At 61.7% G+C, this 25,181-nt stretch carries 23 protein-coding genes and 1 pseudogene; 15 read left to right on the top strand and 9 right to left on the bottom strand.

Features of this window, described 5'->3' with window-relative positions; translation table 11 throughout:
* Positions 1–36: 36 nt before the first annotated feature.
* Positions 37–843, top strand: a complete 807-nt coding sequence (locus RBJ75_RS08240) for a hypothetical protein (RefSeq protein WP_044413812.1) — start codon at positions 37–39, stop codon at positions 841–843.
* 24 nt (positions 844–867) lie between these two features.
* On the opposite strand, the gene RBJ75_RS08235 is transcribed toward RBJ75_RS08240, so the two are convergent.
* From RBJ75_RS08235 to RBJ75_RS08220, 4 genes are read right to left on the bottom strand one after another with little or no spacing between them, the layout of a single operon-like run.
* Positions 868–1,491: a DNA-binding protein gene (locus RBJ75_RS08235; protein WP_234707442.1), complete on the bottom strand. Its 624-nt coding sequence runs from the start codon at positions 1,489–1,491 to the stop codon at positions 868–870.
* 4 nt (positions 1,492–1,495) lie between these two features.
* Positions 1,496–2,686 (bottom strand): XRE family transcriptional regulator, encoded by a 1,191-nt coding sequence (locus RBJ75_RS08230; RefSeq protein WP_080901100.1) that lies wholly within the window; start codon positions 2,684–2,686, stop codon positions 1,496–1,498.
* Positions 2,670–4,055 (bottom strand): 7-cyano-7-deazaguanine synthase, encoded by a 1,386-nt coding sequence (locus tag RBJ75_RS08225; protein WP_234707441.1) that lies wholly within the window; start codon positions 4,053–4,055, stop codon positions 2,670–2,672. Before RBJ75_RS08225 ends, RBJ75_RS08230 begins: the two co-directional genes overlap by 17 nt.
* Positions 4,055–4,627 carry a hypothetical protein gene (locus tag RBJ75_RS08220; protein ID WP_044413853.1) on the bottom strand — a complete coding sequence of 191 codons (573 nt, stop codon included), beginning with the start codon at positions 4,625–4,627 and terminating at the stop codon, positions 4,055–4,057. Before RBJ75_RS08220 ends, RBJ75_RS08225 begins: the two co-directional genes overlap by 1 nt.
* 189 nt (positions 4,628–4,816) lie before the next feature.
* Here RBJ75_RS08220 and RBJ75_RS08215 point away from each other — a divergent pair, with 189 nt between their 5' ends.
* On the top strand, positions 4,817–5,194 hold the full coding sequence (locus RBJ75_RS08215; RefSeq protein ID WP_080901099.1) for a helix-turn-helix domain-containing protein: 378 nt from the start codon (positions 4,817–4,819) through the stop codon (positions 5,192–5,194).
* Positions 5,194–6,426: a type II toxin-antitoxin system HipA family toxin gene (locus RBJ75_RS08210; protein WP_044413800.1), complete on the top strand. Its 1,233-nt coding sequence runs from the start codon at positions 5,194–5,196 to the stop codon at positions 6,424–6,426. The genes RBJ75_RS08215 and RBJ75_RS08210 overlap by 1 nt, the downstream gene beginning before the upstream one ends.
* Before the next feature lie 724 nt (positions 6,427–7,150).
* Here the strand turns inward: RBJ75_RS08210 and argE are convergent.
* The 3 genes and pseudogenes from argE to RBJ75_RS29470 form a co-directional block, all read right to left on the bottom strand.
* Positions 7,151–8,350, bottom strand: a complete 1,200-nt coding sequence (argE, locus tag RBJ75_RS08205; protein WP_044413798.1) for an acetylornithine deacetylase — start codon at positions 8,348–8,350, stop codon at positions 7,151–7,153.
* A 62-nt stretch (positions 8,351–8,412) separates the two neighbouring features.
* The gene (locus tag RBJ75_RS08200) at positions 8,413–9,018 is read right to left on the bottom strand and encodes a LysR substrate-binding domain-containing protein (RefSeq protein ID WP_317528874.1); all 606 of its coding nucleotides are present in this window, start codon (positions 9,016–9,018) and stop codon (positions 8,413–8,415) included.
* A 156-nt stretch (positions 9,019–9,174) separates the two neighbouring features.
* Positions 9,175–9,339 (bottom strand): annotated as a pseudogene (locus tag RBJ75_RS29470) (LysR family transcriptional regulator); the annotation flags it as partial.
* 141 nt (positions 9,340–9,480) lie between these two features.
* On the opposite strand from RBJ75_RS29470, the gene RBJ75_RS08190 reads away from it, so the two are divergent.
* The 7 genes from RBJ75_RS08190 (at position 9,481) to RBJ75_RS08160 (ending at position 18,225) form a co-directional block, all read left to right on the top strand.
* Positions 9,481–11,082, top strand: a complete 1,602-nt coding sequence (locus tag RBJ75_RS08190) for an ABC transporter substrate-binding protein (RefSeq protein ID WP_044413793.1) — start codon at positions 9,481–9,483, stop codon at positions 11,080–11,082.
* 211 nt (positions 11,083–11,293) lie between these two features.
* Positions 11,294–12,271, top strand: a complete 978-nt coding sequence (locus RBJ75_RS08185) for an ABC transporter permease (RefSeq protein ID WP_044413851.1) — start codon at positions 11,294–11,296, stop codon at positions 12,269–12,271.
* Positions 12,268–13,200 carry an ABC transporter permease gene (locus RBJ75_RS08180; protein WP_411194498.1) on the top strand — a complete coding sequence of 311 codons (933 nt, stop codon included), beginning with the start codon at positions 12,268–12,270 and terminating at the stop codon, positions 13,198–13,200. The genes RBJ75_RS08185 and RBJ75_RS08180 overlap by 4 nt, the downstream gene beginning before the upstream one ends.
* Positions 13,197–14,246 (top strand): ABC transporter ATP-binding protein, encoded by a 1,050-nt coding sequence (locus RBJ75_RS08175; protein WP_080901238.1) that lies wholly within the window; start codon positions 13,197–13,199, stop codon positions 14,244–14,246. Before RBJ75_RS08180 ends, RBJ75_RS08175 begins: the two co-directional genes overlap by 4 nt.
* Entirely contained in the window at positions 14,243–15,241 is a 999-nt protein-coding gene (locus RBJ75_RS08170) for an ABC transporter ATP-binding protein (RefSeq protein WP_044417483.1), read from the top strand. The genes RBJ75_RS08175 and RBJ75_RS08170 overlap by 4 nt, the downstream gene beginning before the upstream one ends.
* A 68-nt stretch (positions 15,242–15,309) precedes the next feature.
* Positions 15,310–16,743 carry a M20 family metallopeptidase gene (locus RBJ75_RS08165; RefSeq protein WP_276156703.1) on the top strand — a complete coding sequence of 478 codons (1,434 nt, stop codon included), beginning with the start codon at positions 15,310–15,312 and terminating at the stop codon, positions 16,741–16,743.
* Between the two features lie 90 nt (positions 16,744–16,833).
* Positions 16,834–18,225 (top strand): M20 family metallopeptidase, encoded by a 1,392-nt coding sequence (locus RBJ75_RS08160; protein ID WP_044417495.1) that lies wholly within the window; start codon positions 16,834–16,836, stop codon positions 18,223–18,225.
* Between the two features lie 217 nt (positions 18,226–18,442).
* Here the strand turns inward: RBJ75_RS08160 and RBJ75_RS08155 are convergent, their stop codons facing one another.
* Positions 18,443–19,048: a TetR/AcrR family transcriptional regulator gene (locus RBJ75_RS08155; protein WP_044417493.1), complete on the bottom strand. Its 606-nt coding sequence runs from the start codon at positions 19,046–19,048 to the stop codon at positions 18,443–18,445.
* 10 nt (positions 19,049–19,058) lie between these two features.
* Here RBJ75_RS08155 and RBJ75_RS08150 point away from each other — a divergent pair, with 10 nt between their 5' ends.
* The 4 genes from RBJ75_RS08150 to RBJ75_RS08135 all read left to right on the top strand — a co-directional run bounded on the left by RBJ75_RS08150 (position 19,059) and on the right by RBJ75_RS08135 (position 23,487).
* Positions 19,059–19,952 (top strand): SDR family NAD(P)-dependent oxidoreductase, encoded by an 894-nt coding sequence (locus RBJ75_RS08150; protein WP_234707526.1) that lies wholly within the window; start codon positions 19,059–19,061, stop codon positions 19,950–19,952.
* Between the two features lie 272 nt (positions 19,953–20,224).
* Entirely contained in the window at positions 20,225–20,947 is a 723-nt protein-coding gene (locus RBJ75_RS08145) for a response regulator (RefSeq protein ID WP_044417491.1), read from the top strand.
* Entirely contained in the window at positions 20,947–22,413 is a 1,467-nt protein-coding gene (locus tag RBJ75_RS08140; protein WP_052629050.1) for an ATP-binding protein, read from the top strand. Before RBJ75_RS08145 ends, RBJ75_RS08140 begins: the two co-directional genes overlap by 1 nt.
* Before the next feature lie 228 nt (positions 22,414–22,641).
* On the top strand, positions 22,642–23,487 hold the full coding sequence (locus RBJ75_RS08135) for a MipA/OmpV family protein (RefSeq protein ID WP_080901240.1): 846 nt from the start codon (positions 22,642–22,644) through the stop codon (positions 23,485–23,487).
* Between the two features lie 185 nt (positions 23,488–23,672).
* On the opposite strand, the gene RBJ75_RS08130 is transcribed toward RBJ75_RS08135, so the two are convergent.
* On the bottom strand, positions 23,673–24,227 hold the full coding sequence (locus RBJ75_RS08130) for a TetR/AcrR family transcriptional regulator (RefSeq protein WP_152647880.1): 555 nt from the start codon (positions 24,225–24,227) through the stop codon (positions 23,673–23,675).
* A gap of 90 nt (positions 24,228–24,317) precedes the next feature.
* Here RBJ75_RS08130 and RBJ75_RS08125 point away from each other — a divergent pair, with 90 nt between their 5' ends.
* Positions 24,318–25,061 (top strand): SDR family NAD(P)-dependent oxidoreductase, encoded by a 744-nt coding sequence (locus tag RBJ75_RS08125; protein ID WP_044410983.1) that lies wholly within the window; start codon positions 24,318–24,320, stop codon positions 25,059–25,061.
* Positions 25,062–25,181 lie beyond the last annotated feature (120 nt).

The raw sequence follows: 25,181 nt of genomic DNA, 5'->3' as shown, positions 1-25,181 counted from the left end.
TTACTTTGGCGACGAAAATAATCGGCCCTGCGGAATATGCCTCTGAAAATTTCGGGCGAGGCGTTTGGTGAAGACATCACGCTGGATGCGGCCGTGTTCTTCAATTGGTCGGCGGGACAAGAGCGATACACCGCATCGGTGGAGGGCCGGTCGAAAGGCCGCGAGTGGAGCCTCCGGGCCGCCTCACCATCGGCGATGAAGAGCAACGGGAAGAAAACGATGGGAACAGTAACGCTGCCGGGGGATTTTGAGATCGCGCCCGGCCATAGGGTCAGGGAATGGAACAGCCTAACGCTGAACGAGGCGGAAAGTGGCACAGCAGAGTGGAATAAGGCGCTCGCAATATTCGACGCGCGCATCCGAAGCCGTTTTATCGAGCCCGCGCAGATTCTGATCAATTCGGAGAATGGCAAGGGCCGTGGAACAAACGGCTTCGCAGTCCTCGCTATCGACTTCCTCCTTATCGAGACCATAGAAGGATTCAGAAGAGGACTGACGAGTCATCGAACCCATAGCAAGGCACTCTTCAAGGCGTTTCTGACAGGATGGCCTGCATTCATTTCCTGCGTGCCGGCCGGAAAAAGCGCGGACGATCTGGCGGTCAACGTCTTTGAACAGGGTCGCTGCGCGCTCCATCATACGGGCTCGACCGACCGCATCGTCGTGAGGAAGAGTGGCCCGGTCTTCGTCTTTCATGATGACGGGAGGATTGAGATCAATCGCAGCCGACTGCATCGAGAACTGACCAAGGCATTCGACAGCTATCTTGCAGACCTGCATGCACCGCCGAGCACGGATTTGCGCAAGAAGTTCATAACCAAGATGAACCACATCTGCTCTTGATGCCGGTGTGAGAGATCCCGGCCTTTAAATTCGCAATGCAGGTTTCACTGCGGTGGCCGTATGGCGCACGTCGACAAATCGCTCTCTATATCCGGGGAGACAGGTGCAATCGCGCGAACGCTCCATCCCTATAAGCTCGATGACGCCATCCCCGCTTTCCGATGGGACTCGCATACGACCGTCGCGAAGCGCGAGATACAGCGCTTCGACGGCGGCCTGATCGCCAAGAATGGCGATGACCGCCGGATGACGGAAAAGGTCTAACGACCAGCCCGGAGTTCGCGCTTGCAGGAGGGCGCTGGCGCGGCTTCGCCCCCTCCGTTCATCGATAACCGGCAGAAGTTGTCTGGCCGCAGCGATTGCGATGGTCGCAGCTTCGCCGTCGTCAAGGGAGGGCGAGGCAGTCGTAAGGTCGCCAAAAATTTCGTACTCCGCGTCGGTCATAGTGGCGAGCGTCACAATTCCGTCTGTCATGAGGCCATGCAGAAAGTTGTGCTCGCCGTTCCGTCGGCTCGTCTCGTGCTCCAACTCCCCAGCCACGATCTCCGGAACGACCACATCGTTGGGGATGGCCGTGAGGATGCGCTCGCCATATTTGCAAGCATGGAGGTTGATCAGAACGCTCGTGTCGAGAATCAGCGGATCCACGATATCAATCAGGGAGCTTGAGCAACTCATCCGTGCCTCTTTCCTCAAGCTCGATCTGGTCGATAACACCGCGAAGTTCCACTCGCCGCACCTTCAGCAGCTCGGCCAGTTGTCCTTCTGACATAAGCTCGCGCTTCCAGGCGGCATGCGCCATTAGGCTCAGGCGGTGGGAAATGGGTCGGTCCGCGTCGCTCTTCGCCGAATCGCGGCGATCCGCCATCTCGCCGAGGACCTCTCGGACATGGTCATCGGTGATGCCGCCGTTGTTTTCGAACCATGCCCAAGTGCCCTTCTTGGCCAGGCCCAATTCCTCAAGCCGCAGCCCGCACGCTTGGCGCGAGATATTGTATTGCTGGGCGAGGAGAATGATCAGGCGCCTAGTCGTTTTTCCGGTGATCTCCTTCAGTTGGCGGAAGCTTTCTGAGAAGCTCTCGGCCGGCGTCAGGAATGCACGGCCGAAGGCGTTGGCGTAGCGTTCATCGCGTGAGAGGAACTTCTCATCGTCTTCGAGCACTTCAGGGGTCTGGCGGGTGCCATAGAAGTGGCCGATCTCATGCGCCGCGGACTGCATACGCCGCGGCAATGGATGGTTGGCATTGAGAAGAATGCAGGCGCCGACGTTTTCATCGTAGGTGAAGAGGCCCGCGACCTTTGAACTGGAGGAAAGACGACGCTGATACAATCGGATGCCAAGACCCAATTCGATGACCGAGAAGATGTCGGCAATCGGTCCCGGGCCGAGGCCCAGCCAGTCGCGCAATTCCTTGGCATGCTTTTCGGCGAGAGCCACAACATCGCCTTCGTTGATGCCGCGCTCCGGAGGGTAATTTCGTCGCCTCTGGATGCCGAGAATATTCTCCATTTCAACGTCCGCTTTGATCAGGTCGTTGAATAGCTGAACGGCTTCTGTGGTGTGTGCGTCCTCGGCCTCCCTCAACTTGCGGAACCGGGGCATCAAGTCGGTATGCACTGCCTCGCGGCGGAGAAGGGCATTGACCGATACGCCGTAGTGGCGGGCGAGCATCTGGATTTCCTGGATACGCACACGGCGCACGCCCTTCTCGATAGATACAAGGGTGGGGCGGGACATGCCGATGACCTGGGCGGCATCATCCTGGCGGATGTCTGCGTTCTCCCGTGCTATCCGCAGGCGGCGTCCTATTTCCTGTGCGCTCAGCTCATTCAGATCGGCCAAAGCGCCCTCCATCCATCCAGCTCCTCAAAAAGCTTTGATCTCCTTGCGCGGACAGAAATGCCCGCCATTCCCCAGCATGCGTTACCAACATCGTCCTCAGTTTTTTCAGCGTTTCGTCGTAGCTTTCCTCTATCGCGGCCGAGATTTGCGAGGCGTGAACGCGAAGGGCGTCGTCCGGCAGGCCGGCCATATCCGCAAGGTGCTGCAGGTGGCGCGCACCGACGCTTCCATACTCGACCATGATGTCCCGATCAGCCTTTTGGGATATGACCGACAAAGCATTGGACGCGTCAGAAGCGGCAAGGTTGGACACGACATACGTGCCAGACGCTTCGTTGACGCCAGCGGCATGCAGACTGAGGCGTCTCAGTAAGCAGGCAGCGCACAGGCCACACTGCTTCCTGCCGCCTACATTGACGACCCGGCGCGTTTGCCAGCAAGAATGGGTACTCGTCAGATGCTGTTCGGACTTTCCGACCATGCTCAAAAACGCGCGCAACGTCTGGCCTTTCGTCGACCACAGGCGGGGCTGCTCAAACCGGACCCGGGAGCCCAGCACTGCCTTGATGAACCGCTCCATTTTCCGGAAGAACGTCGGATGGTTGCGATAGTCGGCGTAGATGTTGTGCAGCGGAAGCAGAACCGGCCCGAGTGCGCCCTGGCCGCTCTCCGGAACAATGATACGCGTCACACCTGAAAGCTGCGCGGCAATCCCCGTCACCGCCGCAAACTGAAATCCCCGCGAGCGGAAGCTACTCTCGTTGCCGCGATACCCCTTCACTTTGAACGGGATCTGCGTGAAATAGCTATCACCATTTTTCCGGCGCTGGCGATTGCCGGCGACCCGGATACACAGTGCCTCAGCCTCGTTCCCGCTCAGAGCCGAGACGGCACGCGAATCCAAGCCATCGCTGTAAGCGACGGCGAAGGTCTTGGCCTTGCCGAAGTCCAACGGCATCTGCCGCGAGCCGATCGGCGAAAGGTTCTTTGCCTGAACAAAGGTCAATTGCCACGCGTCGCCGGTCAGGTGGTTCAAGACACTGTGCAGGGCCTTCAGAACGTCCGGCTTCTGCCAAGTCTTAAGGTCAATAACTGGGACCGCCACATCCAAGGTGCGGCGCCATCCCAAGGGGCGCTTCCAACGCCGGTCAGCGAACTCGATGGCGGCGCAGAGAACGAGCATGTCATAGTGCAGCGCCTCGAATCCCTTTACGTCGAAGGTATCTAGGACCGCCGCATTAAAGTGAATGTGACGGCCGATCTCCGCGATCACAGCGTCCTTTGGGGGCATGCGACCCGGATGCTGTCCCTTCTCGATAACGAAAAGGCATTTAACCTGCGTTGGTGACATTTTCGGATCGACGCTCACTATTCTGGTCCCGCATCTACGCCGGATTTCTTCTGAACTGCCTGACGGAAAGCGCGCTTGTTGCCAGTTGCTAACGCGCCGCTGAGTTCACTGGACTTGATCGCAGCGAACGTCTCGCGGTTCCGCTCGATTCCCTTCCGGTAATCTTCTCGACTCATGTCGCCGAGCTCGCGGGCACGGATGCATTCTTCGTCGAGCCGATTCTTGGTGGTGCCGATCCACTCTTTTGCCGTGTTTTCGAGCGCCTGACTGAGGGCCTTGTCGGGAGATATTTGATCGCGGAGGTTGGCTATCAAATGCCGTTGTAAGGCGTCCGCCAAAGGCGACGGCGCATGATTCTCGAAAATCGTTTCGACTGTCGTGACAGGGTCCAGGTCCATTTGGGCACGCTCGGCGTGGGTTTTGAGTTCATCGAAAAGAGGACTGAATGCCTTCATGTCCACGTCACCAATCATGCTGTGGCACGCATGCATCGTGCGCTCTTCCGAGCTCGCGGCATCGCTGACCAGTTCCTGGCCGTAGCGCTTCCAGCGGCCGGGCAATTCCGCATTTCTGAACGGTCCGTCAGTCATGATCGCCTCCCATGTCGGGAAAATAGGCGACATTGCTGACAAAGTCAATATATCTATATAAATCTCTGACATAGCTTGATCGTGAGCGCCAATTCTGGCGCCGTTTGTATATCTGCCCCTTGAAGAACTCAGTAATTCGTCATATATGACGATATAAGTGTTATTAATTATCGTATCTGGATGGTTGTGATGGGTTCGCCAAAATCAAAGTCCGCCCTCGAAAGGCTTGGTCACGACGTTCGCGGCGCGCGCCTGCGGCGCGGCATCGCCGTGGCCGATTTGGCGGTGCGTGCGGGCACGTCGCCGAGCACCGTCACGCGCCTTGAGAAGGGTGACCCCGGCGTCGCCATCGGCACGTTGGCCGATGTCCTGGTCGTCCTGGGCCTTGTCGAAAGGCTCGCCGACCTGATTGATATCCGCAAGGACGATCTGGGCCTGGCGCTGGCCGCCGAACAACTGCCACGTCGCGGGAGGTCGTTCGCGACCACGCTACGCAGGCAGAAAGCCAGGGAAGAGTCTCCGCAGGATGGAGCGGATGTCGTCGATCCGGACGGCGCGGCCTTCTGATGCCAGACTACACAGCCCATGTCGCTCTCGGCGAGAGCCAGACGCCGGTCGGCCAATTGCGCTTCACGCAGGCCGGGCCGCGGCAGTTCTCGACCTTCTCCTATGATCCTGCCTGGATCGAGAATCCCCGCGCCTTCGCCGTACAGCCGACCTTGCCACTTGAAGGCGGACCATTTCACATGTCCGGCCAGCCCGGAAACATGCGTGACGCACTGGCGGGTGTGTTCGCCGACGCCGCGCCGGATAGCTGGGGCCGCAGGCTTCTCGAACGCGCCTATGGCAACGGCCTTTCCGAATTCGAATATCTGACCCTGTCCGATGATACCTGTCGGCAGGGCGCGCTGCGATTTCTCGATGATGCCGGGAAGATCATCCGGGGTGCAGCGGCCGACGCCGTGCCGCGTTTGGTCGATCTGCAGGCGATCACCGCCATCGCGCGGGCCTATGAGCAGGGCAGGGAGATTTCCGCCGAGGAGATGCAGGCACTCGCTGGCGCGGGCGGTTCCGGCGGCGCGCGTCCCAAGGCCAATGTCCGGGACGGCGAGACGCTCTGGCTTGCCAAGTTCACCTCGGTCCACGACCAGCAGCCGATCGAGCGCGTTGAGGTTGCGACGCTTCGCCTGGCCCGTGCCTGCGGCATCCGCACGCCCGAGGTCAGGTTGGAGTTGACCGACACGCCGTTTCCGGTGGCGCTGATCCAGCGGTTCGATCGGCGCGGGATCGCGCGTATTCCCTATATCTCGGCGCGTACCGCTCTGGGGAAGATCGGGACCGAACTCGGCTCCTATACCGAGATCGTCGATTTCATGCGGGCCTATGCCGCCGATCCGCAAGCCGATTTCCGCGAGCTCTTCCTACGCCTGGTCTTCACCATCCTTGTGTCGAACAAAGACGACCATCTGAAGAACCACGGCTTCGTCTATGTGGGATCCGGTCGCTGGCGCCTGTCGCCGGTTTTCGATGTGAACCCTGCGCCGGATCGCAATCCGCATCTTGAAACGGCGATCCTTGAGGGCGGCGCGCACGATCGGTCCATCCGTCTGGCCCTCGAAGCGTGCGAGTTCTTCGAGATCGCCGAAGCAGATGCTCGCCGGATGATCCGCGAGACGGCGCTGCGCATTTCCGATGGATGGCGTGAGGTGCTTCGACAGGTGGGCGTCTCGGGTACTCTAGCGCGCGAATATGAAGCCGCCTTCGTCAATGAGCAGACCGACCTCGCTCTTGCCATTTAAACATCAGATATGCACAATAGATCGCATTAATCAGTCATATATGGCATATTGAGCTGTGCGATCGAAGGGTGATTTTGGGCTCGGAAGCTATTCATTTGGACTGATAGGTGTTTCACAATCTCCCCCCCGAGGAAGCAGTGATGTCACAAGCCGAACCTGTAGCGCGGTCGGAATTTGCTTTGAGTGGTTCTGATTATCGCGCATCTCACATGCGCGATAATTCCCCCAATTGGCCTGATCTTTCTCAACCCAGCAACGCTGCGGCTGGAGGCCAGCCTGGATGGTTCGCGCCGGGCCGCTCGCCTGCGACCGGATGGCATCCGCCCGCGATGCGTGATATGGATTGAATGACGGTACTTTTTGACGGGAGCCGAGTAGGCTGCCGGGCGCCGCGAAGTGAAAAATCGTCCAACTGGTCCCGATAGTTGACGAAACCTAAAAATTATTTTTCGGCGATTTTCCCTTTAAAATCAATAGCGTAACTTTTTGACGGCCCGAGCGTCGGGTTTTGCTCGCCTTGAGAGAAAATTATCCAGTTATTTCAAACGGTTCTTTACTACTTAGATAATCGAGTGGGAATGATTCAGGGCGACCCGAGCGTATCCTAAGTTGTTAGTCGGCGACGGCGCTCGGCGCCGATCGACCGTGCTGTCGAGCGGGCAATCTTGGGCGCATGGTCATAGTCGACGGACGCCGACCATGCTCTACTTCGCCCCCAAACGCCTCATCCGCGGGCCCGAATAATCTCTGAACCGGCAACTTGTTTGAGCTGCGCCCACTCGATGAGGCGGGCGAGAAAGGCGTCGCAGCGGTCGAGCTGGGCGATCTCGACATATTCGTCCGGACGATGCGCCTCGACAATGCGTCCGGGGCCACAGATGACCGTCTCGATGCCGAGGATCTCGTTGAACCGGCCAGCCTCGGTTCCGTAGGCGACCTTGCTGAAGCCGTTGCGGCCGGCAAAGCGCTGGACGAGGTGGGTGAGGTCGGCGTCCGGCGCGGTCTCGATCCCAGGAAAGGCCGCAAAGACATCGATCGCGATCCCGGTCTCCGGCGCGATCGCCTGCATTTCCGGCTCGAGTACATCGCGGGCGAAGGCGGCGATCTCGGCGACCAGCGCATCCGGATCTTCGCCCGGCATGACGCGGAATTCGAACTCGAAGTGGCACACGTCCGGCACGATGTTCAGCGCCGTGCCGCCGTGGATCTTGCCGGTATGGGCTGTCGTGAAGGGAATGTCATAGGCCTCGTCGCGCTTGCCGTCCTTGGCGAGGCGCGCGCCGATCTGGCGCAGCTTGGCGATGAACAGAGCGGCGTATTCGATGGCGTTGACGCCTTGCGGCGCGAGCGAGGAATGGCAGGCGCGGCCGGTGACCGTCGCCCGCATCGAGCGTTTGGCCTTGTGGGCGACCACCACCTCCATCGCGGTCGGCTCGCCGACGACGCAGTATTGCGGCGTGACAGGCCGGCCCTTGAGTGCTTCGAGCAAGCCGATGACGCCGACGCAGCCGACCTCTTCGTCATAGGAGAAAGCCAGATGGATCGGGCGCGCAAGGTCGGCGGCCAGCATCGACGGCACGGCGGCAAGAACGCAGGCGAGAAACCCCTTCATGTCGCAGGCGCCGCGGCCGAAGAGGCGGCCCTCCCGCTCGGTCAGCGTGAACGGATCGCTCTGCCACGCCTGACCATCAACCGGAACGACGTCGGTATGCCCGGACAATACGATGCCGCGAACATCGGCCGGACCGATCGTCGCCCAGAGATTGGCCTTCTCGCCGGTCGCATCATAAATGCGCTCGGATGCAACGCCGAGATCGGCGAGATAGGCTTCGACATAGTCGATCAGGGCCAGGTTGGAGCCGCGGCTGGTGGTATCGAAGCTGACGAGGCTCTTGAGGATGTCAGGGCTGGACTGAGAAGGCATTGGAGGACTCCGGGAGGGGAGCGCCGTTCGGGAGACGGCGCGCGAAGGCGTGAGGAAAGCGATCAGGTGAGGCTCTTGCGCACCAGCGTCATGAAGTCCGCCGCGGCGAGCGACAGCGGCCGGCTGGCGGGCGAGAGAAAGCAGGTGCGGTAGGGGATGGCCGGCTCGAACGGTCGGACGACGATGCCACTGCCGAGTTGGTGGACGATCGGAAACGGGTTGAGCAGCGCAACCCCAAGGCCCTCGCGCACGAATTCGGCCGCCGAGACCGCCGTCGCAGTCTCGATGACCACGTTGCGTCGCACGCCGACCTTGTCGAACAAGCGGTCGGTCTGGGTGCGGCCGGAATGGCGCCGCGTCAAAACGATGAAGGCTTGGCCCTCCAGATCCTCCGGCCGGATGACGTCGCGCGCAGCCAGGGGGTGCCGGCTCGGCAGGGCGCAAATCGCCTCCGACGCAATCAACAGGTCGCTGTGCACGCTGTCATGCGCGACGGCGGTGTCGGTCACGCCGATATCGTGGCGGTCCTCTGCAGTGTTGGTGACGAGAACGTCGCTCGACAGAACCTCGAACACGACTTCCAGCTGCGGATTGGCCTTGGTGAAACGAGCGACGATCGGCGGCAGGAATCGGTGGGCGATGGTCGGCGGCGCGGCGATGCGCAGCATGCCGGTATGCGAACCCGTCCCGGCAGCCTGCCGGTCGACGATGCGGGCCAGCGCGGCAAAGATCGGCCCGAGTTCGTCGTTGACAGCCAGCGCATCGGAATTGGGCACCAGCCTGCCACCCGAACGATCAAACAGCTTGCGGCCGAGCGTCGCTTCCAGTTCGGCCAGCGCGCGGCTGACTGCCGACTGCGACAGCCCAAGGCGCTGTGCCGCTACTGTCGTCTTTCCCGTTTCGACCAGCGCACGCAGAACCTCAAGCTCACGAAGAGTGAAGCCGGCCCGCCGCTGATCATTTTTTTCGTCTGATGAATTTTCAGGCATATCTATGCAAAAAACGTATATACTTTTCTCTTTCAAATTCAATTACAGCATAATAGCCTTCCTGCCAACAGCCGGATTGATCCCGGCGGTCGACGCGCTCGGGACGGTCTGACGCGTCGAAAGTTCTGGTGGAGATGGAAGATGATATTACGCGCCTTTCTCGCCTGCCTTGTCGCCGGAACCGCTTTATCCGGAGCCGCGCAAGCCGCCGATCTCTCCATCGGACTGAAGTCCGAAGCGACGTCGATGGACCCGCAGTTTCACCAGCTGTCGACCAACATGCAGGTGCTGCTCAACATCTTCGAGGGGCTGACCAATCAGGATCCGCTGCAGAAAATTACGCCGGCGCTGGCGACGAAGTGGGAAGCGATCGACGACACGACCTGGCGCTTCACGTTGCGCGATGGCGTGAAATTCCAGAACGGCAGCATTTTTTCAGCCCGCGACGTGATCTACACTTATTGCCGCGTGCCGCTGGTCGCGAACTCGCCTTCCTCCTACACGATCTACACCGGCACCATCACCGATGTGACGGCCGATGGCGCGAACGCCGTGCTGATCAAGACCGCCGGGGCCAATCCGCTGCTGCCGACCGATGTCGCCAATCTGCCGATTCTTTCGGCTGATGCTGCCGGTGCCGAGAAGACCGTGACCTACAAGCCGGGCGGCGGGTGCGAGGGCATGGGAAAAGTTCCCCAGTCGACGGATTTCAACTCTCCCACCGTGACCGTCGGCACCGGCCCCTACAAGCTCGAAAGCTTCGTGCGTGGCAGCCAGATGGTGATGACCCGCTACGACGGTTACTGGGGCCCGAAGCCCGACTGGGACAAGGTGACCTTGCGCCCGATTACCAGCGATGGCCCGCGCGTCGCTGCGCTCCTGTCGGGCGATGTCGATATGATCGAGTCGCCGCCGATCCAGGACCTGAAGCGCATCAAGAATGCCGGTTATAACGTCGTCGACGCGTTGTCGAACCGCATCATCTATCTCGCCATGGACCAGGACGGCGATGCCCCGAGCATCACCGGTACCGATGGCAAGAACCCGCTGCTCGACAAGAAGGTGCGCGAGGCGATCTCGCTCGCCATCAACCGCGGCGCCATCGTCGAGCGCATCATGGGCGGCTACGCCAAGGCGGCCGGCGAATTGCTGCCGCCGCCGATGTTCGGCACCAATGGCCGCGCGGTCGACAAATACGATCCGGAAAAGGCCAAGCAGCTGTTGACCGAGGCCGGCTATCCCAAGGGCTTCGGGATCACCCTCGGCACGCCGAATGACCGCTACATCAACGACGCCCAGGTTGCCCAGGCCGTCGCCCAGATGCTGGCGCGCATCGGAATCACCACCAAGGTCGACGCACAAACGGCGAGCCAATTCTTCTCCCGCCGCAACAAGCTCGACTTTCCGATGTACTTGGCCGGCTGGAGCGCCTCCTCGGGCGAGATGTCGTCACCGCTGAAGTCGCTGGTGGCGACCTACAACAAGGAAGAGGGCACCGGCCCGACCAATGCCGGCCGCTATTCCAATCCCGCGATGGACAAGCTGCTGAAGACGGCGATGACGACCATCGACGACGCCAAGCGCGAAGCTCTGTTGCGTGACGCCGAAAAGATGGTGCTCGACGACTACGGCATCATCCCGTTGCATTATGAGCAGACGGTCTGGGCGATGAAGAAGGGCCTGAGCTACGCCCCGCGCGTTGACCAGTACACCATCGCCGCGTACGTCCACGCCCAGAAGTAGCTCTGGGCCGGGCAGGCCGGTGCCTTTCAGGCTCAGGCCGTCCGCCGGACCTTCGCGGGTCTGAAGGACATGATGAATGGCGCCGCCGGCAAATATCGGCGTCGCCCGCTTCGATGACTGACGGCGCCTGTCGTTTCCGGCACGTGCCGGTCGCCGCTCCCCCCGCCAACGGCTTCAGTTGGAGGCCGGCTCTTCTCCTTCGGAGGTGATGATGATCGTCTATCTCCTGCGCCGTGTCGGTCAGAGCCTCGTCGCCCTCGCGGCGATGGCAATCCTCGTCTTCGTCGGCGTCTTTGCCATCGGCAATCCCGTCGACATCCTGATCAATCCGGAAGCCAGCCAGTTCGAGATCGCTGCCACCACGGCGCGGCTTGGCCTCGACAAGCCGCTATGGGAACAGTTCGTGGTTTTCGTCGGCCATCTCTTCCATGGAGACCTCGGCACCTCCTTCGTCTACGGCCGGCCGGCGATGGACATCATCCTGCAGCGACTGCCGGCGACCATGGAATTGGCGCTGACGGCGTTGCTCCTCTCGGTCTTCATCGGCGTGCCGCTCGGCGTCTATGCCGGACTGAAGCCCGACAGCATCGGTGGCCGCTCCGTCATGGCCGGCTCGATCCTCGGCTTTTCCCTGCCGAATTTCTGGCAGGGCATGCTGCTGATCCTCATCTTCGCCGTCCTGCTCGGCTGGCTGCCGGCCGGCGGCCGCGGCGAGACGGTCGAACTTCTCGGCATTCGTGTCAGCTTCCTCACCTGGGACGGGCTGCAGCACATGGTCTTGCCGGCGCTGAATCTTGCTCTGTTCAAGATGTCGCTCGTCATCCGCCTGACGCGGTCCAATACCCGCGAGGTCTGCCTGCAGGAATACATCAAGTTCGCTCGCGCCAAAGGCCTGTCGTCAAGCCGCATCATCCTCGTCCATATCCTGAAGAACATCATGATCCCGGTGGTGACGATCCTCGGCCTCGAGCTCGGCTCGATGATTGCCTTTGCCATCGTCACCGAGACCGTGTTCGCCTGGCCGGGCATGGGCAAGCTCCTGATCGACTCGATCAACCTTCTCGATCGCCCTGTCATCGTCGCCTATCTGATGCTGACGGTAGTGATCATCGTCACCATCAACTTCGTCGTCGATCTTCTCTATTCGGCGCTTGATCCCCGCATCCGTCTGTCGCAGGTGAAATCATGAGCGACGACGCCTTCGTCTCCAGCCTCGCACCGATGGCAGCCAAGCCTGTCGTCGTTGATAGTCCGATGAAGCGGATTGCCCGCGCATTCTTCGAGGACAAATTGGCGGTCTTCGGCCTGGTGCTGTTTCTCGTCATCGTGCTGCTGGCGATCTTCGCGCCGCTACTCGCGCCGCAAAACCCCTATGACCTCTCCCAGCTCGACATCATGGATGGCGGCCAGCCGCCAGGGTCGTCGAGCATTGCCACCGGCGGAATCTACTATCTGGGCACGGACGAGCAGGGCCGCGACATGCTGTCGGCCATCCTCTACGGCCTGCGCATCAGCCTGGTCGTTGCAACCATATCGCTCGCCTTCGCCATTGCCATCGGCGTCACCGCCGGCATGACGGCGGCCTATTTCGGCGGCAAGGTTGATGCGCTGATCATGCGCGTCGTCGACTTGCAGCTTTCCTTTCCGGCGATCCTCATCGCGCTGATCCTGCTAGCGCTGTGGGGGCGCGGCGTCGACAAGGTGATCCTCGCCTTGATCATCGTGCAATGGGCCTATTACGCCCGCACCGTCCGCTCCTCGGCGATCGTCGAGGCGCGCAAAGACTATATCGATGCTGCCAGATGCCTGGCGCTGTCGCATGGCCGCATCATGTTCCACCATCTGCTGCCGAACTGCCTGCCGCCGCTGATCGTCGTCGCCACCGTGCAGATCGCCCAGGCGATAGCGCTGGAGGCGACGCTCTCTTTCCTCGGCGTCGGCGTGCCGATCACCGAGCCGTCGCTCGGCCTCCTGATCGCCAACGGCTACAGCTTCCTGCTGTCGGGCCGTTACTGGGTGAGCCTGTTCCCCGGCATCGCCCTGGTGGTCACTATCATCGCCATCAACCTCGTCGGCGATCGCCTGCGCGATGTCTTCAATCCGAGGCTGCAGAAATGACCGCGCTTCTCAGCGTCGAGGGTCTCCAGACCCATTTCTTCACCCGCGACGGCGTCGCCAAGGCCGTCGACGGCGTCAGCTTCAGCCTCGAACGCGGGCAGATCCTCGGTCTTGTCGGCGAGTCCGGCTCGGGCAAGTCGGTCACCGGTTTCTCGCTGCTCGGCCTCATCGATCCGCCCGGCCGCGTCGTCGGTGGCAGCATCGTCTTCGATGGCCAGGATCTGGTGACGGGCGGCGAACCGCTGCTGCGCACGCTGCGCGGCAAGCGCATCGCGATGATCTTCCAGGATCCGATGATGACGTTGAACCCGGTGCTGCGCATCGACACGCAGATGGTCGAGACGGTGCTTGCGCATGAAAAAATGCCGCGGGCCGAAGCGCTGAAACGCTGCCGCGAGGCGCTGGTGATGGTCGGCATCTCCTCGCCCGACGAGCGCCTGCAGAGCTATCCGCACCAGTTCTCCGGCGGCATGCGCCAGCGCGTCGCCATTGCCATCGCGCTTCTGCACAAGCCCGACCTCATCATCGCCGACGAGCCGACGACGGCGCTCGACGTCACCATCCAGGCGCAGATTCTGGCCGAAGTGCAGAAACTCTGCGCCGAGACCGGCACCGCGATGATCTGGATCACGCATGATCTGGCCATCGTCTCCGGCCTCGCCGACCGGCTGGCGGTGATGTATGCCGGCCGTGTCGTCGAGGAGGGCGAGACCGCCGGCGTCATCGAGCGGCCGCTGCATCCCTACACCCGCGGCCTGATCGAATCCGTGCCGCAAGGCAAGACCCGCGGCGCCCGCCTGCAGCAGATCAGCGGCATGACGCCCTCGCTCCTCAACCTGCCGCAGGGCTGCGCCTTCCGGCCGCGCTGCTCGCGGGCCGACGAGGCCTGCTTCGAGGAACCCGCGCTGGAGGAAAAACTGCCCGATCGCAAGGTCCGCTGCTTCCATCCCTGGACGCTCGACGCTGTGGCAGATGCGCGGTCGCGGGTGCAGGCGGAGAAGACCAGCGCCCGGAACGGCGTCAGCTTGACGGAGACCATGCCATGAGCGAGGCGATCCTCGATATCCGGGGCGTCTCAAAGCGCTTCGTCAAGAACCTCGATCTCTCCGAGCGCACCGCGCGCCTTCTCGGCGCCAGCGTCCGCGAACTGACCGTACACGCCGTCGACGGCATCGATCTGTCGATCAGGAAGGGCGAGGTCATGGGCCTCGTCGGCGAGTCCGGCTGCGGCAAGTCGACTCTCGGCCGCATGGTCGCCGGCCTCGACGCGCCAAGCGACGGGCAGATCCGCTTCCGCGGCAAGGACGTCTCGACGCTCAAGGGCGCCGAAGCCAAGGAAGCGGCGCTGAAGATTCAGATGGTCTTCCAGGACCCGATGTCGGCGCTCAATCCAAGGCTTCGCGTCGACCGGATCATCGGCGAAGCGCCGCAGGTCCACGGCCTTGCCGGGCGCGGCGAGATCGATGCCTATGTCGAGGCGGCTCTCCAGCGCGTCGGCCTCGATCCGGCGATGCGCAAGCGCTATCCGCACCGGTTCTCCGGCGGCCAGCGGGCGCGCATCGGCATCGCCAGGGCGCTCGCCGTGCAGCCCGACTTCATCGTTTGCGACGAATCCGTCGCCGCCCTCGACGTCTCGATCCAGGCGCAGATCCTCAACCTGTTCATGGACCTGCGCGAAGAGCTCGATCTCACTTATCTCTTCATCAGCCACGATCTTGGCGTCGTCGAGCACATCTCCGACCGCATCGCCATCATGTATCTCGGGCGGATGGTCGAGCAGGGCGCAAGCGAAGGCATCTTTGCCGCGCCGAACCATCCCTATACCCAGGCGCTTCTGGCGGAAATTCCGACCTTCGCCACTACCAAGAAGACCTATTCGACGATCAAGGGAGAGATTCCGTCGCCGATCAACCCGCCCTCCGGCTGCCATTTTCATCCGCGCTGCCCGCACGCCTTCGCGCGCTGCCGGGCCGAACGTCCGATGCTGAAGGAAGTCGCACCGGGCCGCGTATCGGCCTGCCATCTCAACGATGTGAGCTGACCCGTTGCCCGGTGCGGGACGCCTCGGGTGACACCAATAGATACCAGTAAAAGACAAGAGGAAGACCCATGCCCAATTCCAACGCCGAACACATCTGGAACCTGGTTGACGCCCGGCGCGCCGACTACGAAGCGCTGAGCGACCGCATCTGGGGAATGCCCGAAATCGCCTATACCGAATATCGCTCCAGCGCCGAGCACACCCAGATGCTGCGCGACGAGGGCTACAAGGTCACCGAAGGTGTCGCCGGCATCCCTACGGCGGTGATCGGCGAGGCCGGCTCCGGCGGGCCCATTATCGCCTTCCTCGGCGAATACGACGCGCTGCCCGGCCTCAGCCAGGAGGCCGGCATCGCCGAGCCGAAGCCGCTCGCCGGCAATGGAAACGGCCATGGCTGCGGCCACAACATGCTGGGCTCGGCCGCGCTTCTGGCCGCCACAGCCTTCAAGAATTATCTCGCCGAGAACAACCTGCCTGGCACGGTGCGCTACTACGGCTGTCCGGCCGAAGAAGGCGGCGCGGCGAAAGCCTTCATGGTGCGCGACGGCCTGTTCGACGATGTCGACGCCGCCATCACCTGGCATCCGGCCTCGCTGACGCGGGTCGACGACGCGAAATCCCTCGCCAACACCCGCATCGACTTCACCTTCAAGGGCCGTGCCTCGCATGCGGCGGCAGCCCCCCATCTCGGCCGCTCCGCGCTCGATGCAGTAGAGCTGATGAATGTCGGCGTCAATTATCTGCGCGAGCACGTGCCGTCGAATTCGCGCATCCACTATGCGATGATCGACGGCGGCGGCATCGCGCCGAATGTCGTCCAGGCGCATGCGAAAGTTCGCTACGCCGTGCGCGCGCGCGACATCCACGGCATGAAGGCGCTGAACGAGCGGGTGATGGACGTCGCCCGTGGCGCGGCGCTGATGACCGGCACCGAGGTCGAGTTCAAGATTCTGAGCGCCGTCTCCAATCTCCTCGCCAACACGCCGATGGAGGAGACGATGCACGCCAATCTCGAACGCCTCGGCCCCGTGCCTTTCGATGCCGAGGACCGCGCCTATGCCGCCAAGATCCAGGCGACGCTGAGCGAAGAGGACATCGCCAGCGACTATCTGCGCTGCGGCATCGACGATCGCGCCGACACGCCGCTCTGCGACTTCATCGTGCCGATGGATTCGGTCGGCGAAGAAATGATCGGCTCGACCGATGTCGGCGACGTCTCCTGGGCGGTGCCGACGGTGCAGGCGCGGGTGGCCACCCACGCCATCGGCTCGCCCGGCCATTCCTGGCAGATCACCGCGCAGGGCAAGTCGCCGGCCGCCAAGAAGGGCCTCGTCTATGCCGCCAAGGCGATGGCCGGCACCGCCGTCGACCTGTTGAAGGATCCGGCACTGCTGGCGCGGGCCAAGGCCGACCACCAGGCGCGTCTGGCCAAGAGACCCTATGCCTCGCCAATCCCGGCGGAGGTCAACGCACCGATCCAGCCGCGGCCGCCGGCGCTGTAATCCAGCACCTGTAAGCCAGTAGTATGTTGGCGGCGTTCGATGCCCTGGCTCGAATGCCGCCAAATCCGCCTTGCCTGGGAGACTTCCGCCATGACCGGCACGAGAGACGGCGCCCTGTCGCGCATCCGCGGCTACTTTGACGGCGGCGGCTACCTTGCCGAACTGGCGGGGCTCGTCGCCTATGAGACGGAAAGCCAGGATTCCAGCCGCAAGGCGGAGCTCCAGCGCTATCTCGCCGAGGCGATGGTGCCCTGGCTTAAGTCCCTCGGCTGCACGACGGAAATCTTCGCAAACAGCGATCCGCGCGGCGGTCCGTTCCTGGTCGGCGAGCGCATCGAGAATCCGGCCTTCGAAACCGTCCTCACCTATGGCCATGGCGACGTGATCCGGGCGCAGACCGAGCAGTGGCGCGAAGGTCTGCATCCGTTCGAGATGGTGGTCGAGGGCGACCGGGCCTATGGCCGCGGCACCGCGGACAACAAGGGCCAGCACCTCATCAACCTGGCGGCATTGCGCGCCGTCCTCGCCGAGCGCGGCCGGCTTGGTTTCAACCTCAAGGTGATCATCGAGATGTCGGAGGAGACCGGCTCGGCCGGGCTGTCTGCCTTCTTCACGGCGCAGAAACAGCGGCTCGCCGCCGACGTCTTGATCGCCTCGGACGGGCCGCGCATCCAGGCCGACCGGCCGACGATGTTCATGGGCAGCCGCGGCGGCGTCAATTTCGACCTCGCGGTCTCTTATCGCGACGGCGCCCACCATTCCGGAAACTGGGGCGGCCTGTTGAAGGACCCTGCGACGCGGCTCGCCCATGTCATCGCTTCGATCGTCGATGCCCGCGGCCAGATCCTCATTCCGGAATGGCGCCCCACCAGCCTGACGCCAAAGATCCGCGCAGCGATCGCCGCCTGTCCGCTCGGCACCGGCAATCCGTCGATCGACGAGGACTGGGGCGAGCAAGGATTGACGCCGGCCGAACGCGTCTTCGGCTGGAACGCCTTCGCCGTTCTGGCGATGAAGAGCGGCGTGCCCGAAGCGCCGGTCAATGCCATCTCCGGCAGCGCCACCGCGCATTGCCAGTTGCGCTATGTCGTCGGCACAGATTCGGACGACATCCTGTCGGCGCTGCGCCGCCACCTCGACAACCACGGTTTTGCCGACGTCACGGTCACCCCCGCCGACCGCGAGTTCTTCCGGGCGACGCGGCTCGATCCCGACCATCCCTGGGTCGAGCGGGTGCGCGCCTCGATCGAGCGCACGACCGGACAGGCGCCGATCGTGCAGCCCAATCTTGCCGGCTCACTGCCGAATGACAGCTTTTCCGAAATCCTCGGCCTGCCGACAATCTGGATCCCGCACTCCTATCCCGGCTGTTCGCAGCATGCGCCGAACGAGCATATCCTCCTCGGCACCTCCCGCTCCGCGCTCGAGGTGATGACCGCACTGTTCTACGACCTCGGAGCAGAGCCGGCGCGGGCTGCGTGACCTGAGAGACTGCCGCCGGGGGACGCTTAGCTCGACGGTCCTTGGCCGCATTCGCGGTGCGAATCTCGGACTTGGAAGGCGCGCTGAGAGCCGATAGGCGTCGATAGATGGCGTCCTCCTCGCGTTCGGAAGCTAACGATGATGTTTGAACCGGCACCTTTCTGCCGCGGCCTGTTATGTCTCTTCGCGGTAGACCCGCGCGCGATGGTGGCCGCTGTCAGGACTGCCTTTGGAGAAGGGCGAAAGTCCGCCGCAGGTAATATGCCAGCGGGTGCCGGCCGTCCTCTCTGCGCCAGTCATCCAGGGCTAGACGCAGCGTCCCGATCGCCATCATCGCGACTACGCGATGCGTCTCGCGCTGTGACGGCGCCGTCCACATTTCGCCCATCGCACCTTCCAGGGTCCGTTCCATGTCGACGAACAGGGCTTCCTTGCGGGCGCGCAGCGCTTCGGTGGATCGCAGCAGCCTGTCGACGATGACCGACTCCTTCGTCTCGTACCGCGATGCCAGCGTGAGAAGGCATTCGCGCGCCGCATCGATCGGAGCCTGATCCGGCGATTGCTCAAGCATCGCGGTGCGCAGCGCTTGCGAGAAGCCGCTGCCCTCCTGGGCCAGCAACACCTCCTCCTTCGATTTGAAATAATAGAAGAAGGTTCTGCGCGAGATGCCCGCCGCTGCCGCGATCGCGTCTAGCGTCGTGGCCTCGAATCCATTTTCGATGAACAGGCGCAGTCCCGTCTTCGCGATCCGGTCGAACGTCTCGCGCCGCTTGCGCTCGCGCAGGCCGTCCGGCCGGTCTGACGCGATATCTGCTTCTGGCACGTTTCACCCCTTGAATATCGCACTGAGTGCGATTATTATTCGCACTCAGTGCAAAACCACCGATAGGCGACAACATGCCACAAATGAAGATCTGGTTCATCACCGGAACGTCGAGCGGCTTCGGCCGCATCTGGGCCGAAGCGGCGCTCAGGCGTGGCGACAAGGTCGTGGCAACCGCGCGCGATCTCAGACGCTTGACGATCTCGTCGACACCTATGGCGACGCCGTTTTGACGATGCCGCTCGATGTTACCGATCGCCGCGCGGTGTTCGACGCGGTCGCGCAGGGGCACCGCCACTTTGGCCGCCTCGACGTGATCCTGTGCTGCGCGGGCTACGGCTATATGAGCGCGATCGAGGAGATCGAGCCTGCCGAAGCGCACGCGAACATCGAAACGAACGTGTTCGGAACGCTCTCCGTCATCCAGGCGGCGCTGCCGCTTCTGCGCGCGCAGGGCAGCGGTCATATTCTGACGATGTCGAGCATCGGCGGCGTCGCCAGCTTTCCGACCGCCGGGATCTACGGCGCCACCAAGTTCGCCGTGGAGGCGCTGACGGAGTCGCTAGCCGGCGAAGTGGCCGGGTTTGGCATCAAGACCACGATGATCGAACCGGGAAGCTTTGCCACAGGCTTCGGTTCTGCGATCAAGGCCGCGCCGACCATGGAGGTTTACGACGATCTGCGGCGCACCGTCAGGGCGGGATTCAAGCCCGAGATGACGGGCGATCCCGCCGCAGCCGCCGCCGCCATCCTCAAGCTGGTGGACGCGGACGAGCCGCCGCTCCGCCTCATCCTCGGTGACTGGCTGCTGCCGATGCTGAAGGACATCTATCAGAAGCGCATCGCAACCTGGGAAAGTTGGGCTGACGTGTCTAACGCCGCGCAGGGCATCGATGCTGGCTAGCCGGGGAGGGCCGGGGCAACGATCTCCAGCTAATTACCATGACGGAATCCAGGAACGGCGACCAGCTTGGACGTTTGGCTTTTAGCGACCTCAAGGCGGTGCCCCTTTATGACCGAGTTTTACCGTCTGTCGGGTACTGGGGGTCAAGCGCCGGTGAATTGCAGCGGTAACAAAACAAAATCTTCCGTGGGTCGATAATTTAAAGATGGCAGTCTAATCTGTCATCTTTCGGCAGGAAGACGTTTATGAGTTTGAACACTCTCGCCGTACCAATGCGCACCAATCTCGACGCCCGGATTCTCCTGGTTGAAGACGACGTTGAAATGGCGTCGATGCTGGCGTCGATGCTGGCCGAGCATGGGTTTCAGACGGTCACTGCGGGGTCAGCACCAGAGATGGATCGCGTTCTCAATGCCGAGGACGTGGCTTTGGTGGTGCTGGATGTGATGCTGCCGGGGGAAGACGGGTTAAGCATCTGTCGGCGGCTGCGTCATGCGACGACGACTCCGATCTTGATGCTGACCGCGCTCGGCGACGATGTCGACAGGATCGTTGGGCTGGAATTCGGCGCGGACGACTACGTCACCAAGCCGTTCAACTCGCGCGAGCTGGTGGCACGCATCAAGAGTCTGCTTCGACGCGCTTCCTACGACGCCAGCCACCGCTTGGCCGGTGGCGATGTGATGGCGTTCGCCGGCTGGCGGATCAACGCGACCACGCGGCAGCTGCGAAGTCCCGACGGCGCACTGGTTTCGATGACCACGGCTGAGTTCGACGTTCTCCTCGCCTTCTGCCGAAATCCCGGCCAGGTGCTGTCGCGCGAACGGCTGCTGACGCTGACGCATGCGGGTCTCGCCGGGCCGGTCGAGCGAAGCATCGACGTGCATGTCAGCCGTGTGCGCGCGAAGATCGAACCCAATCAACGCGAGCCGACGCTGATCAAGACCGTACGACTGGGCGGGTATCAATTCACCCCGGACGTCGAGGCAATCTGATGAACTTTTTCGCGCGCTTCCGCTCGTGTCCTATCCAACGCCAGATCAAGGTGTTGGCCATCTGGCATGTCGTTGCCGTTGGTTTCGTGGTTGCTGCTGTCGAGATTTTTGCCCCTGGCGTAACTATTGCCAGCGCGACGGTGAATCGAATCGTGATGGTTGTCGCGCAGATGCAATCCGCCAGAACGCCGGAAGAAGCAGCAAAGACGCTCGCCGACGTCGCGCGGACGGGGCCTTCGGTCGAGATTGTCCCAGTTGCGGACCTCGAGGGACCTTCGGGTTCGGAGCCATCGGACGCCCAGAGCCGCATCCTTCGTGAATTGCCGAGCAAGCTCGAAGCGGTGTGGCGAGAGCACACGTCCGGCGCCTTGCATGACGTTGTGGTTGTAAGACTCGACAGCGACCGGGCACTCGCCTTCGGGTTACCGCCGCCCGCCGTCTTCTGGTTGAGAGAGAGCCCAACTCTCTTCTTAATGAAGGTTATGGCGGTCGTCGGGCCGGTCATCCTGCTCTGGTTCTACGCCAATAGGGCGATCAGTGCGCCGCTATTGCGGTTCGCTGCGGCAGCTAGCAAATATCACCTGGACCGAACCGTCAGGCGTCCCTTCGCGGAGGAGGGCGCCGAGGAGATGGTATTGCTGGCCCGCGCTCTCAACGATATGCGTGCCCGCGTACACGCCATGATAGATGACCGCACGCGCATGTTGCGTGCAATCAGCCATGATTTGCGAACACCGCTTACGCGTCTGAAGCTTCGTGCTGAACGCTGTTCTGAGCTCAACTTACGCGAAGCCTTGCTGCGGGATATCGTCGGCATCAACGACATGATTGAAGAGACGCTGGCCTACCTGAGCAACGAAGTCAGCATGGAGAAGCTGGAGAAGGCCGATCTTCCAAGTTTGCTGGAAACGGTCTGTGTCAGTTTCAGCAATATCGGGTTCGACGTGACTTATCTAGGGCCACAACGCTTGGCCCACGTCTGCAAACCACGGGCTCTCGCTCGGATAGTGACTAACCTCGTCGACAACGGCACCAAATTTGCGGGCAAGGTGACGGTGAGCCTTTTGCCGGAAACCAATGGTGCCGTGCGGATCGACGTTTCCGACAACGGCCCTGGCTTGCCTTCCGAGCTGAAAGCGAAAGTGCTCGAACCCTTTTACAAGGCGGACGCGGCGCGCCCGGCGGGGAATCGGAGCGGGTTTGGGCTTGGTTTGTCCATAGTGGATGAATTGGTGCGCAGTTGCGGTGGCACCCTCACATTGCTCGATGCCGAACCGAGTGGGCTGATCGTCCGCCTGCAGATGCCGGCAATGCTCGCCATCGTCACCGCCCCCGAAAGGCCAGAGCGATCGCCAAATCCCGGGGAGAGATGGCTCCTGCCACGTCCCCATGATGATGCTCAGAGCACCCCTGGGAACGCCGATATCGACGGGCGGGAGAATAAGATCGATCGGAGCAGCGTTTAAAGAGCCGCGCGCCCGAGCCCCAAGCGACTGCGTAAATTCACTCTTATTGGGCAACTCTGCTGCGGGGGTTAATCGCGGGACGCTGAAATCCGCAACATCACTTAGCATTTCGAAATCCAAGGCAATCCCGGAATAGACGACGTTGAGATGGGGCAGGCAACTGGCCGATCCTTCCGCTGTCGCGCGGTTCGCGTCCACACGAGCCATCTTTTCGGAGCTGCACCGGCTATGTCATCCAAAACGAAATCTTTCGTACAGTTAGGAAAACGCATCCCTATTGCGGCCATAGGGGCATTTCTCATCCTGGTCGCCGCCGCGCGGGTGGTGGATGCGCAGACCGCGGTAACCACTCCTGCCACAGATACGAAGAACGATTCTTCAGCTATCTATGGCTTTCTCAGAAGCTGGAACGTCGTTCTCGGTCCGAGCGCCATGTTAGTGCCGAAATATGAGGGCGCGGACGCGTTTAGAGTTTTGCCGATCCCCCTTGCATCTGCCCACTACGGCCGTGTTTCCGTCGATTCGCGCGGCGTGACGCTGAATGTCTTCTCTCCCGGCGATTTCAGCTTTGATCTCCGGGGAGGTTACGAGCTTGGGCGCTATGAAAGCGATTCAGACGACCTGAAGGGGCTGGGCGACATCGGCTTCGCTGGCGTCGTTGGCGGCATCGCTTCCTACAACCTGGGACCGGTGAAATTTTACGGTTCGCTTGATCGAACAATCGGCGGCAGCGAAGGGTTGGTGGCCAGGTTCGGCGTTAACGCCACCCATACATACGACCGTTTCACCTTGAGTGCCGGCGTTTCGGCGACCTGGGCGGACGACAAGTATATGCGGGCATATTTCGGTGTGACACCGGAGCAATCGGCGCGGTCAGGGCTGTCCACCTTCAACGCGAACGCAGGCTTCAAACGCGCGGATTTCACGACTTCCACCACCTACATGATCTCGGAGCACTGGCTGGTTCGGGGACAGGCGGGTGTCGGCTATCTCCTTGGCGACGCGGCCAATAGCCCGATCGTCAAGGACAAACTCCAGCCCTCGGGCATGCTGTCGATCGGCTACAAATTCTAGCCCCGGCGGCTTTCCGACAATACGGGTCGTTTGAAATGACCGTGCCCAGTGGGAGCGGGCTTATCGCCGACCGTTCAGTCAGGCCTTGCGCGGCCAACGACCGCAACGGGTCAGGGCAAATTGCTCACACAGTCCGGCGACAAACTTGGAAGGTGCATCACTGCATGCAAGAGATGACGGCAGAGTCAGCCCGTACCAATTCCATTCATGAATACGTCCACCAAACGGACGATGTGGGCTTGCGGTGAACTCTTCCGCTCCGTGGCAAGCGAGATTGCTGTGGCGACGCAGACCATGTCGTCGAAGCTGATATCAGATCGAACTGCCCCAGCATTCTGCGCGTTTTCCAGGAGCCGAGTGCCTTCCTCGCTGGTTGCGAGACATCCGTCCGTCCCAATCTGTAGAACGATCCCGAGTGACGCGGCAAAACCACGATAGACATTCGTATATTGGACGAGTTCTTCAAGATAGGCACGCAGGGCGTTGGCGGGATCAAGCTCGGCTTCTCTTGCACGACTATTCTCAGCAACTGCCAAGAATCTGGCATTGTATGCTGCGGCCAAGAGGTCTTCTCGCGTCGGAAAGCGTCGGTAGAGGGTCCCGATCCCGACCCCAGCACGCTTTGCGACGTCGTCCAGTGAGACGCCTGCGCCTTTCTCGCGAAAGACTTCCTCTGCTGCCGCCAGGATTCGATCCCGATTTCGCTGCGCATCGGCTCGCAATGGAATTTCGTTAGCCAAAAAAAATCGCCTCCCGACCGCTTGATAAGTGGAGGATATCTCCATATAGAAAGTGGAGCAATCTTCCACTTAATCGGAGCGAGGACTGGGATGACGAAGCGATTTAACGACAGGGTTGTGGTGATCACGGGCGGAACGGACGGGATTGGTTTGACGGCAGCCAAGTCATTCGCGGCGGAGGGCGCCCATGTTTATATCACGGGGCGTCGCCAAAAGCGTTTGGACGAGGCACTCGCGGAAATCGGCAGCGGTGCCGTTGGTGTGCAAGGAGATGTCAGTGACCTTGCCGACCTCGACAGGCTGTACGCTCAAATATCGCGCGATCATGGGCGCGTGGACGTGGTTTTCGCTAACGCTGGCGTGTCCGAGTCCGCAACGGTCGGCAGCATTGAGGAAGACCATTTCGACCGCGTATTTGCGATCAATGTCAAAGGCACGGTCTTTACCGTGCAGAAGGCTCTGCCACTGATGTCTGCTGGCGGTGCCATTATACTAGCTGGGTCGGGCGCCGGCAGCAAAGGCTTTGCCAACCTGTCCATCTATAGCGCTACAAAGGCGGCTATCCGCTCTCTGGCACGGACGTGGACGACCGACCTGAAAAGCCGAGGCATCCGGGTGAACGTTGTGTCTCCAGGCATGGTCATGACCCCAGCCATGCAGACCTATCTGCAGAACAATGCCGGCATTGAAGAATGGATGCAGCAGACGATCCCGTTCGGTAGGCTCGGCCAGACGGAAGACGTTGCCAAGGCGGTGCTGTTTCTCGCATCTGCCGAAAGCAGCTTCGTCGGTGGCGAGGAACTGTTGGTCGATGGTGGCTTCGTAGCAGTCTGAAAGGTCGAGAAACCCCTCATTCCAGCGCCAATTGCAGACCCTATAGCCAGGGTTGCACGCTGCAAATTCAGTCTGAGAGGAGCACATCGGTTGCGACGATCTGCTGAGCCTGGTGGCCCA

This window comes from Rhodopseudomonas sp. BAL398, assembly GCF_033001325.1.
Taxonomy (GTDB): Bacteria; Pseudomonadota; Alphaproteobacteria; order Rhizobiales; family Xanthobacteraceae; genus JARJEH01.
The sequence above is the reverse complement of the archived record's forward strand: the minus strand, read 5'-3'. Positions and strand labels throughout refer to the sequence as shown.

Coding starts and splice junctions, on each gene's coding strand:
- RBJ75_RS08180 (WP_411194498.1), top strand. CDS start 12,268: ATGAGCGACGACGCCTTCGTCTCCAGCCTCGCACCGATGGCAGCCAAG.
- RBJ75_RS08215 (WP_080901099.1), top strand. CDS start 4,817: ATGGGTTCGCCAAAATCAAAGTCCGCCCTCGAAAGGCTTGGTCACGAC.
- RBJ75_RS08200 (WP_317528874.1), bottom strand. CDS start 9,018: ATGCTGCGCATCGCCGCGCCGCCGACCATCGCCCACCGATTCCTGCCG.
- RBJ75_RS08190 (WP_044413793.1), top strand. CDS start 9,481: ATGATATTACGCGCCTTTCTCGCCTGCCTTGTCGCCGGAACCGCTTTA.
- RBJ75_RS08125 (WP_044410983.1), top strand. CDS start 24,318: ATGACGAAGCGATTTAACGACAGGGTTGTGGTGATCACGGGCGGAACG.
- RBJ75_RS08145 (WP_044417491.1), top strand. CDS start 20,225: ATGCGCACCAATCTCGACGCCCGGATTCTCCTGGTTGAAGACGACGTT.
- RBJ75_RS08240 (WP_044413812.1), top strand. CDS start 37: ATGCCTCTGAAAATTTCGGGCGAGGCGTTTGGTGAAGACATCACGCTG.
- RBJ75_RS08165 (WP_276156703.1), top strand. CDS start 15,310: ATGCCCAATTCCAACGCCGAACACATCTGGAACCTGGTTGACGCCCGG.
- RBJ75_RS08160 (WP_044417495.1), top strand. CDS start 16,834: ATGACCGGCACGAGAGACGGCGCCCTGTCGCGCATCCGCGGCTACTTT.
- RBJ75_RS08220 (WP_044413853.1), bottom strand. CDS start 4,627: ATGACTGACGGACCGTTCAGAAATGCGGAATTGCCCGGCCGCTGGAAG.
- RBJ75_RS08140 (WP_052629050.1), top strand. CDS start 20,947: ATGAACTTTTTCGCGCGCTTCCGCTCGTGTCCTATCCAACGCCAGATC.
- RBJ75_RS08170 (WP_044417483.1), top strand. CDS start 14,243: ATGAGCGAGGCGATCCTCGATATCCGGGGCGTCTCAAAGCGCTTCGTC.
- RBJ75_RS08135 (WP_080901240.1), top strand. CDS start 22,642: ATGTCATCCAAAACGAAATCTTTCGTACAGTTAGGAAAACGCATCCCT.
- RBJ75_RS08210 (WP_044413800.1), top strand. CDS start 5,194: ATGCCAGACTACACAGCCCATGTCGCTCTCGGCGAGAGCCAGACGCCG.
- RBJ75_RS08185 (WP_044413851.1), top strand. CDS start 11,294: ATGATCGTCTATCTCCTGCGCCGTGTCGGTCAGAGCCTCGTCGCCCTC.
- RBJ75_RS08175 (WP_080901238.1), top strand. CDS start 13,197: ATGACCGCGCTTCTCAGCGTCGAGGGTCTCCAGACCCATTTCTTCACC.
- argE (WP_044413798.1), bottom strand. CDS start 8,350: ATGCCTTCTCAGTCCAGCCCTGACATCCTCAAGAGCCTCGTCAGCTTC.